Source organism: Pseudophaeobacter sp., assembly GCF_048267565.1.
Lineage (GTDB): Bacteria > Pseudomonadota > Alphaproteobacteria > Rhodobacterales > Rhodobacteraceae > Pseudophaeobacter > Pseudophaeobacter profundi.
The window spans coordinates 132740-145642 of record NZ_JBLWXG010000001.1 but is presented as its reverse complement, the minus strand read 5'-3'; the positions used below and the strand labels follow the sequence as shown (position 1 = coordinate 145642).

The 12903-nt window shown below is 61.9% G+C and carries 13 protein-coding genes and 1 riboswitch; of the genes, 11 read left to right on the top strand and 2 right to left on the bottom strand.

Features of this window, described 5'->3' with window-relative positions:
- Positions 1 to 7 precede the first annotated feature (7 nt).
- From ACN0VH_RS00710 to ACN0VH_RS00660, 11 genes are all read left to right on the top strand, one after another.
- Positions 8 to 1432, top strand: coding sequence for an N-acyl-D-amino-acid deacylase family protein (locus tag ACN0VH_RS00710; protein ID WP_278922461.1), 1425 nt, complete (start codon positions 8 to 10; stop codon positions 1430 to 1432).
- A gap of 738 nt (positions 1433 to 2170) precedes the next feature.
- Positions 2171 to 2379, top strand: a riboswitch (cobalamin riboswitch).
- A gap of 156 nt (positions 2380 to 2535) precedes the next feature.
- Positions 2536 to 4410 (top strand): TonB-dependent receptor plug domain-containing protein, encoded by a 1875-nt coding sequence (locus tag ACN0VH_RS00705; protein ID WP_417699135.1) that lies wholly within the window; start codon positions 2536 to 2538, stop codon positions 4408 to 4410.
- Between the two features lie 3 nt (positions 4411 to 4413).
- Complete coding sequence (locus tag ACN0VH_RS00700; protein WP_417699134.1) at positions 4414 to 5250, top strand: ABC transporter substrate-binding protein; 837 nt, start codon at positions 4414 to 4416, stop codon at positions 5248 to 5250.
- Positions 5247 to 6230, top strand: a complete 984-nt coding sequence (locus ACN0VH_RS00695) for a FecCD family ABC transporter permease (RefSeq protein WP_417699133.1) — start codon at positions 5247 to 5249, stop codon at positions 6228 to 6230. Before ACN0VH_RS00700 ends, ACN0VH_RS00695 begins: the two co-directional genes overlap by 4 nt.
- The gene (locus ACN0VH_RS00690) at positions 6227 to 6982 is read left to right on the top strand and encodes an ABC transporter ATP-binding protein (protein WP_417699132.1); all 756 of its coding nucleotides are present in this window, start codon (positions 6227 to 6229) and stop codon (positions 6980 to 6982) included. Before ACN0VH_RS00695 ends, ACN0VH_RS00690 begins: the two co-directional genes overlap by 4 nt.
- Positions 6982 to 7638 (top strand): adenosylcobinamide amidohydrolase, encoded by a 657-nt coding sequence (locus tag ACN0VH_RS00685; protein WP_417699131.1) that lies wholly within the window; start codon positions 6982 to 6984, stop codon positions 7636 to 7638. Before ACN0VH_RS00690 ends, ACN0VH_RS00685 begins: the two co-directional genes overlap by 1 nt.
- Entirely contained in the window at positions 7631 to 8632 is a 1002-nt protein-coding gene (locus ACN0VH_RS00680) for a DUF6925 family protein (protein ID WP_417699130.1), read from the top strand. The genes ACN0VH_RS00685 and ACN0VH_RS00680 overlap by 8 nt, the downstream gene beginning before the upstream one ends.
- Positions 8633 to 8643: 11 nt before the next feature.
- Positions 8644 to 9285 (top strand): MotA/TolQ/ExbB proton channel family protein, encoded by a 642-nt coding sequence (locus tag ACN0VH_RS00675; RefSeq protein WP_417699128.1) that lies wholly within the window; start codon positions 8644 to 8646, stop codon positions 9283 to 9285.
- A gap of 7 nt (positions 9286 to 9292) precedes the next feature.
- A complete protein-coding gene (locus tag ACN0VH_RS00670) occupies positions 9293 to 9673 on the top strand; it encodes an ExbD/TolR family protein (protein ID WP_417699126.1) in 381 nt (126 codons plus the stop codon).
- A gap of 5 nt (positions 9674 to 9678) precedes the next feature.
- On the top strand, positions 9679 to 10062 hold the full coding sequence (locus ACN0VH_RS00665; protein ID WP_417699125.1) for a biopolymer transporter ExbD: 384 nt from the start codon (positions 9679 to 9681) through the stop codon (positions 10060 to 10062).
- Complete coding sequence (locus ACN0VH_RS00660) at positions 10059 to 10847, top strand: energy transducer TonB family protein (RefSeq protein WP_417699123.1); 789 nt, start codon at positions 10059 to 10061, stop codon at positions 10845 to 10847. The genes ACN0VH_RS00665 and ACN0VH_RS00660 overlap by 4 nt, the downstream gene beginning before the upstream one ends.
- Before the next feature lie 23 nt (positions 10848 to 10870).
- On the opposite strand, the gene ACN0VH_RS00655 is transcribed toward ACN0VH_RS00660, so the two are convergent.
- Complete coding sequence (locus ACN0VH_RS00655; RefSeq protein ID WP_278922472.1) at positions 10871 to 11308, bottom strand: nuclear transport factor 2 family protein; 438 nt, start codon at positions 11306 to 11308, stop codon at positions 10871 to 10873.
- Positions 11309 to 11504: 196 nt separating this feature from the next.
- The gene (locus ACN0VH_RS00650) at positions 11505 to 12824 is read right to left on the bottom strand and encodes an ATP-binding protein (protein ID WP_278922473.1); all 1320 of its coding nucleotides are present in this window, start codon (positions 12822 to 12824) and stop codon (positions 11505 to 11507) included.
- Positions 12825 to 12903 lie beyond the last annotated feature (79 nt).

The window sequence follows — 12903 nt, the reverse complement described above, 5'->3', positions numbered from 1 at the left end:
CAAATCCATGCATGCTGATATCCTATTCCGCGGTGGTAACATCATCGACGGGACCGGTGCCCCGCGCCAGTCTGTCGACCTCGCCGTGACCGATGACCGGATCGTGGCGACTGGCGATCTGTCGCGCTGGACCGCAGGCCGAGTAATCGACTGCACGGGGCGCATTGTAGCGCCGGGCTTCATCGACCCGCATGTGCATCACGACGAGGTGGTGCTGACAGATCCCGGCATGGACTGCATGCTGAGCCAGGGAGTGACCACGATCATCAACGGCAATTGCGGCTTTTCCATCGCGCCGCTGACCGCGACCGGCCCCTTACCGCAGCCCTTGGGCATGGTCCTGTCGGATGACATGCCGCGTTTTGCCAGTTATGCCGCCTATCGCGACCGGCTGCGGGCGGATCCGCCTGCGGTGAACAGCGCCTGCCTGATCGGGCATGGCACGCTAAGGATCAACGAAGTGGCTGACCTCGACCGCCCCGCCGACCGGGCCGAGACCGCCGCCATGGTTCGCGCGCTTGACCGCGCCCTGTCGGAGGGCGGGATCGGACTGTCGACCGGGCCGTTCTATCCGCCCGCCCGTGCCGCGACCACCCAAGAGCTGATAGAAATGGCGCGGGTCGCGCAGGCACATGGCCGACTTTACGTCACCCATATGCGTGATGAGGGCGATCAAGTCATTGAAGCGCTCGAAGAAACCTTTCAGATCGGCCGTGATGCCTGCTGTGGTGTTCATGTCAGCCATCACAAATGCGCGGGCCTTGCCAATCACGGGCTGAGCGAAACGACGCTTGCGATGATTGACCAAGCGCGAAAACTGCAGGACGTCGGGCTGGATACGACGCCCTGGACGGCGTCTTCCACGATGCTGAATTCGGGCCGCCACAGACAGGCCAGCCGGGTGATCGTCGCTGAATCCGTCCCCTACCCCGAAATGGCAGGTCGCGATCTGTCTGACATCGCGGCGGAATGGGGCACCGATATCGACAGTGCGATGGAACGCCTGCTGCCGGCCACTGGCATATTTTTCATCATGGATGAGACCGATGTGCGCCGCATCCTTGCTTATGAGCATACGATCATCTGTTCAGATGGGATCGCCCGTGGCAGCCATCCGCACCCACGTGTCTGGGGCACCTTCCCGCGGGTTCTTGGGCATTATGTCCGCGACACAGGGGTCTTTGACCTTGAAACTGGCATCAAACGCATGACCTCGATGCCCGCCGACCGCTTTGGGCTACAGGATCGGGGCCGCATCGCCAAAGGTATGTATGCGGACCTAGTGGTCTTTGATGCCGCCTCCATCCGTGAAGGCAACGATTACACGCACCCCACCCGCCCTGCGGAAGGTATCGACCTGGTCTTTGTCAATGGCCGCGAAAGCTGGTGTGCAGGCGGCCATACCGGCGCCAGAGCCGGGGCAGTGCTGTGACAGGCCTCGCACTGCGCGCCCGGTACGCGCCGCATCTGCCCTGCTCTCGCTTCTCACGCTCGAGAATGTTCACGACTTTGGTAGCGTCAAGGCCGCGCATTTCGCGGAAAGTGATCCTGCATCTCCCCAGGTAGAAGAAACCTGCCTCCTCAAAGAAGCCCGGGCGGCAGCATTGTCAGAAATGCCTGAGCCTCCCGGTATCGATGCGGTTCAGCTCAGAGAGGCAGGGTATGTCTGAGCGAGCCAATATGGAGGATATGCTGCAGCAAGCCATAGTCGACGCCTTCAGGTTGGAACGCCGGGCGGCTTCCGTAATTACCTCGGCGTCGTTGTCGCCGTTCTGTTCGCCTTATTGAACGGATTCACATATATCGCTGGAATGATCCGGGGCAAAAACCCCATCCCGCTCAAAGTCCGGCGCACAAAATGTGTGCTCAGGCAGGCTTCCAAGCCGACAATGCAGAGTGGCAATTTCCGGAACGTTGCCACCAGCGGCAGCCGCTTGATCTTCCTGCGTAACAAGACCGCCCCCCTTGCCGAACCCAATCAAATGAAAGACTTATTTGCAGTTATCAACGCCAACCGACATCAGCTCATCAGAATTTCTCGTCGCCAAGCGACCTCTCCGATCAGCAAATGAAATAGACAAAACCTAACCTACTGGGGAAGCAGCCTTTTGGAGCCGCATCCAAGGCGGCCAGTGAGACATTGGCGCTTGACAAAAAAAGCTCAACTTGCATAAGTTCCGGCAATTCTGGTCCGGCTGGGAAACCACCCGGTTAATAGGGAACACGGTGAGGTGTAGCCAACAGGCGCCGAATCCGTGACTGCCCCCGCAACTGTGAGCGGAGAGCAATGCTGCGAGATGCCACTGCCCCGAGGGGCGGGAAGGTGCGGCAAAGCCTCGACCCGCAAGTCAGGAGACCTGCCAGGATGATCACCCTATCCCGGTGCGGGGCGCGCTGTAGATAACGGATTTCCGTAGTGGTGGCAGTTTTCACTGTCTGCGGAGGCAATGCCTTTCAAAGACCAAACCCGAATACACTGCCCGCTTTGGCAGTCACTTGGCCTGTGCTTGTTGCGCGGGTCGGGAGGAATGGAATATGCGCAAGGCAAGCCTGTCATTGGCTGCGGCTCTGGCCGCCGCACCAGCAATCGTAATCGCCCAGGATGACGTCGTCACCGATCTGGGAGAGATCATCGTCTCCGGCGGCTTTACGCCGGTCGAGGCCCAGAAATACGGCCGCTCAGCTTCGGTCCTGACGAGCGAAGAAATCGAAGAACGCGGCATTCTGACCGTTCAGGACGCGCTGCGCGCGGTGCCCGGTATTTCGGTCAACGGTTCTGGCGACAATTTCACTCAGATCCGCATCCGCGGCGGTGAAGGCAACAATACACTGATACTGATCGACGGCGTTCCTGCATCGGCTGGGAATGACGAATACATCCTGTCGGGCCTGGAAACCGCCAATATCGAACGCATCGAAGTTCTGCGCGGCCCGCAATCGGTGTTCTACGGATCCAGCGCGTCGTCGGGTGTCATCAATATCATCACCAAGAAGGGTGCCATCGGTCGCGAGCTGTTTGGCAAAATCGAAGGTGGTGACGCAACCTCGGTCGCGGGGCGCTATTCAATGCGCAATGAACGCGGCGGCCTGGCGGTCGGTCTGTCACACCTGAACGATCGCGGCTATGACATCTCCGGCAGTGGCGGCGAAAAAGACGGGATTGAGCGCAGTACCATCAACCTGACCGGCGACTATTTGGTGTCGGAAGATTTGCAGCTTGGCTTCTCCTTCCGCCATTCCGAAGAGGAGTACGACAGCGATCCGCAAAACTACTCGGCTGTGACGGTTGATCAAAGCGTCACCGACGACCCCACTGCAACCTCCGAGCGCACCGAGCGGCTCGCCAGTATATTTGCCGAATACGCAATGTTGGGCGGACGCATGAAACACCGCCTGTCCTACGATTACAGCGACTTCGAAAGCCTATCCAGCGCTGGCCGCTTTTCTCAGGCGGACCGGAAATCGGTGCGTTATCTACTGAGCTTCGCGCTGGACAGTGCGACACTGGAAGACGCCAACCAGATCGTGAACGTGATCGCTGAAAATACTCAGAAACGGTCGAACTCCAACCCAGACTACCGACCTGACCGGACATCTTTTGCGGTGGAATATCGTGGATCGTTCAATAATGGCTTGAGCGTTCAGGGCGGGCTGCGGCGTGACAACAACAGCTCATTCGACGATGACACCACCTGGAACGTCGGCGCCGCCTATGTGTTTGGCAACGGCGTTCGCCTGCACGCGTCGGCGGGTGAAGGCAGCGTCGACCCATCCTTCTTCGAGCTGTTTGGCAGTTCGTCTGGCACTGTTGGCAATCCGAACCTAGCGCCTGAGAAAAACCGCAGCTTTGACTTGGGCGTCGAAGTGCCGTTCCTGCAAGGCCGTGGTCTGGTTGACGTCACCATGTTTCGCGAAAACCTGACAGACGAAATCGAATGGTATTTCGACACCGGTCTGGGCATGAACACCTATCGCAACCGAACTGAAAAGGCCAAGCGCCGCGGTGTCGAAATCGCCGGTGACATCAAAGCCACCGATGATCTGACTTTCCGTCTGGCATACACCTACCTGGACGCATCAAACGCCGATGGCTCCGTCGAGGTGCGCCGTCCCAAGCACGAATTGCTGCTAAGCGCGACGCATCAGTTCATGAACGCACGTGGCAGCGTGAACGCCGATCTGCGCTATGTGACCGGGAACTACGATACGCAGTTTTTCGGCGCCTGGCCGTATCCGGTGGTGGAGATGCCGAGCTATGTGACCGTGGACGTCGCGGCTCGATATGACCTCACCGATCAGGTCACCCTGACCGGTCGTGTCACCAACCTGTTCGACAAAGAGTATTCCGACGTTTGGGGGTACGCCAAACGCGGCCGTGCGCTCTATGTTGGTTTGGAATCAACGTTCTGATCCATGCGCAAACTGTCCGGCATAGCCCTGGCCCTTCTGTGGGCCGCCACCGGTGCATTTGCCGGGCCGTCCCGCGTGGTGTCGATGAACCTCTGCACCGACCAGCTGGCAATGCTGCTTGCAGCGCCCGGCCAGTTGGCATCGGTTTCCTACATCGCGCGGGACACACGCGCCTCGGCCATGGCGGAACACGCCCTGGCCTACCCCGTCAACCATGGGCTGGCGGAAGAAATATATTTGCTGCAGCCCGATCTGGTGATTGCCGGTGCCTATTCGACAGTGGCCACCACGGAAATGCTGCGCCGTCTTGGCATTCCGGTGGTGGTGTTTCAGCCCGCCAACTCACTGCAGGATGTCCGCGCACGTATCGAGCAGATGGGTGAGGTGCTGGGTCGCGAAGAGGCGGCCCGCGCATTGCTGGCAGACTACGACCAGCGGCTGGCAACGCAGGAGCAAGTCGGGCCGGAGCGGCCGCGCGCGGCGCTTTATGCCGCCAACGGGTTCACCTCTGGCAGCATGTCGCTGGCAGGACAGATCCTGCGCGCGGCGGGGCTGCGCAATATCGCGGATGAGCTGGGCTATGGGCGCTCCGGCCGCATGCCCCTGGAACTGCTCGCCATGTCAGAACCCGAATTTCTGATCGGAACCTCGCCCTATCCACGCGCCGCGCGCAGCGAGGAAAATCTAGCGCATCCGGTGGTGCGCCATCTGGCCGCCCGCAGTGGCGCCGGGCAGATGCGCGATGCCGACTGGGTCTGCGGCACCCCGCATGTGCTGCGCGCAGTGGAAACACTGGCCGAAGAGCGCCGCCTGTTTTTGGATAAGGAGGACCGGGAATGACCCGTCTGATGCTGACGCTGACCGCAGCGATGCTGGCGCTGTTTCTGATCTCGCTCACCCTGGGGCCCGCGGATGTGGGTATCGGTGAAAGCCTGGCGGCGCTGTTCGACAAAAGCTATGGCCCGCTCACCCTGGTGATGCGTGAAATCCGCCTGCCGCGGGCGCTGCTGGCGATAATCATCGGCAGTGGGCTGGGGCTGGCAGGGGCCGCTATGCAAGGCTACCTGCGCAACCCGCTGGCTGAACCCGGTTTGATTGGCGTGTCCTCCTCGGCGGCGCTGGGGGCGGTGCTGGCGATCAACACTGGACTGGCGGCCAGCCTCACCCTGGGTCTGCCGCTGGCGGCTCTGGCAGGTGCTCTCGCCGGTGTCTTTATGGTGATGGCGCTGGCCGGGCCGCAGGGCGGTTCACTGACGCTGATCCTGGCGGGCATTGCGATTTCGGCGATGGCGGCGGCGCTCACCTCGCTGGTCTTGAACCTGTCGCCCAATCCCTTTGCCGCCAATGAGATCGTGTTCTGGATGATGGGATCTCTGGCGGACCGGTCGATGCTGCATGTCTGGCTGGTGCTGCCCTTTGCGCTGGCGGGGGCCGCAATCCTGCTGACGCTGGCGCGGGGCCTGGATGCGCTGACCCTGGGCGAGGATGCAGCGCAGACCATGGGAATGAACCTGCACCGGATGCGGTTGCTGCTGGTGGTCGGAACCGCCAGCATTGTCGGCGGTGCAACTGCGATGGCCGGGGCCATCGGCTTTATCGGCCTTGTGGTGCCGCATATCCTGCGCCCGTTGGTGGGTGGCCAGCCGTCGCGGCTGTTGTGGGCCTCTGCGCTTGGCGGCGCCATCATGCTGCAACTGGCCGATATCGCCGTGCGGATCATCCTGCCATCCCGTGACCTGAAACTGGGGGTGGTCACCGCCCTGGTCGGAGCGCCGCTGTTCCTGCACCTGATCTACAAGACACGGAAAGGTCTGGCATGAGCGTGCTTTCGGTCCGGAACCTCTCTGTCACATTGCGAAACCGCCCGGTGCTCCGCGATGTGTCCTTTGAAATCCGAGCGGGTGAGTTCGTCGGCCTGCTGGGGCCGAATGGGGCAGGCAAAAGCAGCCTGATGCGGGCGGCCCTTGGGCTGATCCCTGCCGCAGGCAGCAGTTCGCTGGCACAGATGAGCGCGGCAGAGCGCGCCCGCGCGGTATCCTGGATGCCGCAGTCACGCGAAATTGCCTGGCCGATCCCGGTAGAGCGGCTGGTGGCGCTTGGCCGCCTGCCGCATGTGCCGCAGGGGCTGCGGCTGCCACCTGGTGATCAGATGCTGGTCGATCAGTCGATTGAACGCATGGGGCTTGATCCGTTCCGCCAGCGGGCCGCCTCGCGCCTGTCGGGCGGTGAACAAGCCCGTGCGCTGATTGCCCGCGCACTGGCCCAGGATACGCCGCTATTGATGGCCGATGAACCTGCCGCCGGTCTGGATCCGGCGCATCAGATCTCCACCATGGAGGTCTTTGCCAGCCTCGCCGCCGAAGGCCGCGCCGCACTGGTGTCACTGCATGATCTGGGGCTGGCAGCACGCCACTGCACCCGTCTGATCCTGCTGACCGAAGGTGGCATTCTCGCGGATGGCCCGCCCGCTAGCGTGCTGACGCGTGCCCTTATGGCCCGCGCCTTTGGCATCTCTGTCTGGCACGAGCACACCGCGCACGGGCCGGTGTTCCAGCCGCTGGAGGTGCTGTGATGGGCCGGGTCAGCCTGGAACGCCCCTGGATCGAATTCGATCTCGGCGCAGAAATGCAGGTGCTAAGCTGGGCGGTGAATCGTCCCGGCCTGGTTGCTGCCCGTCGTATCTTGTGGCGCGAAGTCAGCAACAGCGACCTTCCGCATGATCTGGATGTCACCGAATGGTTTGCAGATGAACTGGGACAGCGGGGCGGCGAAGATGCCGTGGCCTTCCTCACTTCGCGCGATGTGCGCCGCTACTGCGAGGCAACAGCCGAAGTGGAGGGAATCAGCGCCCATGCGGTGGCCACTGTCGGCCTGTCCAATGCCGAACGGGTCGGCAGCCGGATGGACTACGCCAGCCGTAACTGGGGGACTATCAATGTCGCCCTGCGCCTTTCCGAAGGGCTGACCCACGCCGGGCTGATCGAAGCGATGAGCATTGCCGTCCAGGCCCGCACCGCCGCAGTGATGGAGGCGGGTATCGTCCTGCCAAGCGGAACCGCGACTGGCACCGGCACGGATTGTGTCGCGGTGGCCGCCCCCGTCGGAACAACCCCCTATGCCGGGCTTCACACCACCACCGGCGAAGCCATAGGCAAAGCCGTTTACCAGGCTGTCCACACCGGTGCCTTGGAATGGAAAACAACCAACAGGAGGGCAGCACATGCCTGAGCTTCAACAGGTGCTGAAAGACGCGCTGATGCAGGAAGATTGCGGCTGGAACATGGGGTCGTTTGGCGCCATTGCAGAGTTCCACCACGTTTACGGCGACCCAGCACCGCAAGCACATGCCGGTCTGATGCAGGTTACCAGCCGCGGTGGTCTGCGCATCGACACCCTGGAGGGCGTGCGCCCGGTCGCCTATGAGACCCTCAGCCCCAAGCCGCATCGCTGGACGCAAGCGGTGTCGCTGTGCCTGCCCCATGACGCCGCCGCAATGAACCAGCGCGATGTGCTGACTGCGCTTGGCCCCGACGATGATGCTCTGCTCGACGCAGACCGTGGCGCCCAGTTGTTCGACATGGGGCTTGGTCAGTATCAGGCGGATTTCTGCATCCGCACTGATAACCCGGAGCTGTTGGAGGTCCTGAATGAAAACGCCGGCCGCTCCCTGTTTGACCACGGCAACCCCGCGATGGGCGCGATCCTGAAACATCACCCCCACCGTGTGCTGCTGACCCGCCTCGGCCGGGTCGAGGTCTATCAGATGATCGGCGGCCCCGACACTGGCGGCAAGTCCCCGGAAGGCCCGCACACCCATGTGCTGCCCAAGCTGCTAAAGGCTCAGCGCACACATTCTGCCAACACGCCAATCCCCGAAGGCTGGGTGCCCTGCTGCGGGGTGCATCCTGAAAATCCGGTGATCACCCGTCTGGGCGAGGACAAAGCGCTCAACCGCTCTGCTTTTGACGCCTTTCAGGATCTGCTGGGCGCCTGGGGCGCGGAATCCTACAGCCAAGGCAAGCAGGCCGTTTGGGACCTGTTGCAGGCAGAAACCCCGGCCGAGGCGGCGCAAGAGCCTGGCGCCCGCGAAGCCCGTGCGGGTTGGCGCAATGGCATCCGGCAATGGCGGGTACTGCATGGCCCCACTCCTTTGACGGACGCTTATGCCGAACGCTTTGACCGCAGCGCAGAGCAAGCCGATCCGGAAAACCCAGGCCACTGACGGAGGCTACGATGTCCCTTGCCCCTCTCATCGATTTCATGGTCCGCGGCGGCCCCGCCCTATGGGTGATAGCAGCGCTGTCGGTGCTGACCCTGACACTGTTTTTCTGGCGGGTGATCGGGCTGGCCCAGGCGGGCGTCTGGCACAAGCGGCAAACGGAAGCATGGCTTGAGCAATGGAGTGTCGAAGGGGCAGCGCCAGCCTGCGCAGGCTCTACCCCACTGGACCGGGTGACGCTCTCTGCGATTCGGGCGCTTCTCACGCCTGAATTCAGCCCGGAGATAGCCGAAAAGGAAACCATTCGCATTGCCAAGGCAGAGCTGGCGACCCTCCGCCGGGGCCTGCGCCCATTGGAGCTGATTGCCGCCATTGCGCCGCTGGTTGGGCTGCTTGGCACCGTGTTGGGCATGATCGGTGCCTTTCAGGCCTTGCAGGAAAGCAGCAGCGGGGCTGACCCCTCAGTACTGGCTGGCGGCATCTGGGAGGCGCTGCTGACCACGGCTGCAGGCATGGCGGTAGCTATTCCCGCCTCGGCACTGGTCTCTTGGATCGAAGGGCTGACGGAACGAGAGCAAGCTGCAATGGAGGATGCCACCACCCGCGTATTCACTGCGGCAGCCACCCACCCGGCGCTGCGGCACGCTGCGGAATGACAGCAGCATGACACTGGCCTTTGGACCACCGCGCGCGAAAAAACGCCTCAGCCTCGCACCGATGATCGACGTCGTGTTCCTGCTTTTGGTGTTCTTCATGCTTGCCTCCCAATTCGGACGCGACCGGATTGTGCCGCTGGCCATGGGCGGCGCAGGTGATGCCTATCAGGGCCCGCCCAGGCTGGTACAGATTGCATCGGACGGGCTGCGGCTGAATGGAACTCCTATCGCCGCAGATGCTCTCGCTGCGCGGATTGCCCCGCTGACCCAAAAGATGTCGGATGCGATTATTCTACAACCGGACTCCAGTGCCTCTTTGCAGCAGCTGATGGATGCAGCTGCCCTGCTGACAGCAGCGGGTTTCAACGGCTTGGTGGTGATGGAGTGAACGGCATGGATTTTTCCACACCAAAGAAGCGCCAGACGGGAGAGCCGATCTTACCGATGATCAATGTGGTTTTTCTGCTGCTGATCTTCTTCCTTCTGTCCTCACAGATTGCCCCGCGCGCGCCCTTTGCGATTACCCCGCCGAAGCTGGAAAACGGTGAAACTTTGACGCCTGAAGCGGTGCTGTTCATGGCCGCTGACGCCCGGTTGTATTTCTCCGGGGCTGAGGGCCGCGATGCCCTGGCCGCTGTTGTGGCGCAAGCCCCAGAACTTGAAGTCCTTACATTGCGGGCCGATTCCGAGGTGCCTGCCCGCGAGGTCGCCGCGCTTATCTCCCGGCTGCGCGACGCAGGCATCAAAGCCGTCAGCCTGACAGGTACAGGCCCATGACCCGGCCCGCCTTGTTCCCCGCCTGCTTGGTCACTGCCGCCGCACTGCATGCGGCGCCTTTCCTGGCGATGGACAAGGGCGGCACAAGGGCCGCTGGCACTGGCAGCAGCGGCAACGGGCAAGTGACACTGGCGGCCGCCTCTGCAGAGCTGGCACAGCAGGTCTCTGACTGGAACAGCCCGCCGGAGATCCACACACCACAGCCTGCCATGGCCCCTGCCGAACCACCGCAGCGGCCTGTACCCGCTGCCATTCCGGCTGCTCTACCCCAGCCAACAGCCATCAGTCTGCCTGTGCTTGCTGCTGCAGCCCCTGCGGACACAGCACCTGCGCGGCAAGTTTCTCCACCACCGCCACCGCCCGCTGCAGCGGCCCCCGCGCCTGCGCCTTCGCCTGCCCCCACACCTTCAACCGCGAGTGTGCAAGAGCAAGCTAACGGCAGCAGCCGTCACCATACCAAGGGCGACGGTGGTGCGGATGAGACCACCACCGGTGCTTCAATGCGCACGGCCAGTCTCAAGAACCGCTGGGGTGCAGCAATCATCTCGCGGATCGAGAGGCAGAAACGCCCGCCTCGCGGCGGCGGGGAGGGTACAGTGCGGCTGCGCCTGACGGTTTCAACCCAGGGGCGGTTGATGGCCATTTCTGTTGTCCGAAGCTCTGGCAATGCTAAGGTAGATCAAGCGGCAGTGACCGCAGTAAAAAGAGCCCGTATGCCGCGTGCTCCCAAAGCTCTGGCGCCCGGCGGCTACAGCTTCACATTCCGGACAACATTTACCGGCTAACCTAGCAGCTGACGGGGATCCTTTTACTTCCAGGTCAGGCTTTGCCCGGAAAAACAGGCGGCCAGAGTGTCAGGCGGCATCTGTCCGAGTTGTTCAAACATGCTAAGGCAATCTAGTCTTGAGATGATCTCGGCAATCAGCCCCTGTTCAAACCGCACCATCATCATTCCATTCACCGCAATCGGCGTGACCTGATCCGCATTGGTCGTGCGAACGGTGTATGAAACGCAGGCCCAATCGCCATCCTCCATAAACTGGTGCATGTCGACTTTGGTCGCCCCAAGAAGCGTGTAGAAGACCTCTACCAGCAGGGGGATATCGCGCCTTGGCGCCAGCTCGCCGATCAGCATGTCATCCTCCTGCACAGACGGGGCCAGAAACGAATCCAGTTCAGCCAGATTGCGGTCTTCCCAGACAATCGTGAACCAACGCGCGATCATGTCTCGTTTATTTATGGTCATTCTCAGATCGAACTTTCAACTTCAAGATACTGCGGGCTCATATCGTGCCAGAGCGAAGGAATTTCCCTCTGCCGACTCCTTGAGGGCTAGACTGCAACACACTGATTAACAACCGACAAATTTCTTCCAAGACGCGATGAAGGCAGCGGATTTTCTCTCATGTCCAGAAGCGGCAAAGACAGCGACAAGGGCTCCGCTAGCGCCCAATCACGATATCAGCCGACAAACCGCCAAGCGCCTCGCTCTGCCCCAGCCGCAGGGTGCCGCCATGGGCACGGGCGATGTCGGTGACAATCGCCAACCCCAGGCCAACCCCCGAGCCCAAATCCTGGTTGCGTGCCGGGTCCAGCCGCGAAAACGGCCGCACCGCATCGCCGCGTTGTAACGCGGGAATGCCGGGCCCATCGTCTTCGACACGCAGCCGCAGGGATTTTTCGGTCAAGGCCACCGAGACCCGCGCCCGCGTGCCATAGCGCACTGCATTCGAGATTAGATTCTCGAGCGCGCGGCGCATCGCCTGAGGTCGCAGCAGCACCGTGCCTGTGCCGCTCAACTCTCCCAGCATCACGTCCTTACCCTGTCGTTGCCAGGCCTCGACCACCGTAAGTGCCAGTTGCTGCGGATCCACCGGCTCTGGCTCTCCGGTAGAGGCCCCGCGCGAGAAATCAAGAAAGGCATCCAACAGCGCCTGCATCTCTTCGACATCGCGCAGCATCGGCTCTGCATCGTCCTCATCGATCATCGCCAGGCCCAGCTTGAGCCGGGTCAAGGGAGTGCGCAGATCATGACTCACCCCCGAGAGCATAAGCGTACGCTGCTCGATCTGGCGCTCTATGCGCGCCCGCATATCGACAAAGGCACTGCCGGCAACCCGTACTTCGGTCGCGCCGCGCGGTGAATATGGAAGGTGCCGCCCCCGGCCAAAAGCCTGCGCCGCATCGGCCAATTTCTTGATAGGGCGCAGCTGGTTGCGCATGTAGACAAAGGAAATCACCGTCATCAGAAACCCAAAGAACACCATGGTCACGATCAACTGGTGCGGGGCTGCTGCGGTCAGGCGCCGCCGGTCCAGGGCCAGCTCCAGAATGCCGACCTCGGTGTCAAAATACAGCAAGAAGGCACGGTCTTCCGGGAATTGCACCGCCACGAAACCCTCCAGCTCGCGCTGCAATTTCTCTCGCACCACACGGCCCGAAAACTCGTTCAGGCTCAGCGTGGTCTGCGGAGGCGGCGCATCTGGCGACACGAACCTTGCCTGCATGGTCAAGGGCGCCAGATAGGGCGCCAGGCGGCTCAGATATTCCTCGGGAGAGCGCGCCCCCTTGGCCTGTTGCCGCAACAGGGCAATTTCACGCTGAATGGTGGCGGTCATCTGCGTGGTGAGATCCTCAAGATCGCGTTTGATGAAGACAATCGTGACCAGCAGCTGCAACGCAACCACCGGGACGACGAGGATCAGCGCCGCACGGGCATACAGGCTGCGCGGAACATATTGTTTGAGCCATTGGAAGAACATAGGCTAATACTAGCGGCGCGCGCCCCCCGTGTGAAGGCCGCTAAATCACAGCGCCCACTCTGGCAGAGGGACCCGGTCC

Excerpts from the sequence above, each read along its gene's own strand:
- ACN0VH_RS00695 (WP_417699133.1), top strand. The coding sequence starts at position 5,247 with ATGACCCGTCTGATGCTGACGCTGACCGCAGCGATGCTGGCGCTGTTT.
- ACN0VH_RS00700 (WP_417699134.1), top strand. The coding sequence starts at position 4,414 with ATGCGCAAACTGTCCGGCATAGCCCTGGCCCTTCTGTGGGCCGCCACC.
- ACN0VH_RS00680 (WP_417699130.1), top strand. The coding sequence starts at position 7,631 with ATGCCTGAGCTTCAACAGGTGCTGAAAGACGCGCTGATGCAGGAAGAT.
- ACN0VH_RS00690 (WP_417699132.1), top strand. The coding sequence starts at position 6,227 with ATGAGCGTGCTTTCGGTCCGGAACCTCTCTGTCACATTGCGAAACCGC.
- ACN0VH_RS00685 (WP_417699131.1), top strand. The coding sequence starts at position 6,982 with ATGGGCCGGGTCAGCCTGGAACGCCCCTGGATCGAATTCGATCTCGGC.
- ACN0VH_RS00650 (WP_278922473.1), bottom strand. The coding sequence starts at position 12,824 with ATGTTCTTCCAATGGCTCAAACAATATGTTCCGCGCAGCCTGTATGCC.
- ACN0VH_RS00655 (WP_278922472.1), bottom strand. The coding sequence starts at position 11,308 with ATGACCATAAATAAACGAGACATGATCGCGCGTTGGTTCACGATTGTC.
- ACN0VH_RS00675 (WP_417699128.1), top strand. The coding sequence starts at position 8,644 with ATGTCCCTTGCCCCTCTCATCGATTTCATGGTCCGCGGCGGCCCCGCC.
- ACN0VH_RS00705 (WP_417699135.1), top strand. The coding sequence starts at position 2,536 with ATGCGCAAGGCAAGCCTGTCATTGGCTGCGGCTCTGGCCGCCGCACCA.
- ACN0VH_RS00710 (WP_278922461.1), top strand. The coding sequence starts at position 8 with ATGCATGCTGATATCCTATTCCGCGGTGGTAACATCATCGACGGGACC.
- ACN0VH_RS00670 (WP_417699126.1), top strand. The coding sequence starts at position 9,293 with ATGACACTGGCCTTTGGACCACCGCGCGCGAAAAAACGCCTCAGCCTC.
- ACN0VH_RS00665 (WP_417699125.1), top strand. The coding sequence starts at position 9,679 with ATGGATTTTTCCACACCAAAGAAGCGCCAGACGGGAGAGCCGATCTTA.
- ACN0VH_RS00660 (WP_417699123.1), top strand. The coding sequence starts at position 10,059 with ATGACCCGGCCCGCCTTGTTCCCCGCCTGCTTGGTCACTGCCGCCGCA.